We start from the raw sequence: 521 nt of genomic DNA on the forward strand, positions 1-521 counted from the left end.
CACTAAGCTCGATCATGTATAACTACTACATGGGCGAAAATGCGATTAACTTCTTAGTTAAGAAGAATATCAAATCAGCGACCTTGGTATTACGCATTGTGGTGATTGCGATCTTGTTCTTGGGCGCGGTAGCACCTGCGGCAACCACTGTCTTCTTCTTCGCTGATCCATTGATGGGCGTACTCGCACTAGCCAACTTACTCGCCTTGATTATGCTGTTCCCACGTGCCAAGCGCTTACTTGACGACTTTGCCCGTCAATTAAAATCAGGCGTCAAAGAGCCGTTATTCGATGCACAAGAGTATGAGAAATTAGATCTCGATCTGAGTGCATGGGGCAAAAAAGCAGTAAAAGAGGCATTAGAGCAAAAACAGTAAGACGTTATACTCGAAGTCTTATCAAATAAAAAACCACTTTAGCCAAGCTGAAGTGGTTTTTTTGTGGAAGGTATTATTTAGCTGACAAAACACCCGATAACGAGACAATCTCACCCGCTTCATCTTCTTTGATAATCCGTATCT

The 521-nt window shown here is 42.8% G+C and carries 1 protein-coding gene; it reads left to right on the forward strand.

Annotated features, from left to right (window positions below; translation table 11 throughout):
* Positions 1–377: alanine:cation symporter family protein (locus ACS8FC_RS20830; protein WP_439298184.1), on the forward strand; the 377-nt coding region annotated here is incomplete at its 5' end.
* Between the last annotated feature and the right edge of the window lie 144 nt (positions 378–521).

The organism is Psychrobacter sp. 1Y4, assembly GCF_051847555.1.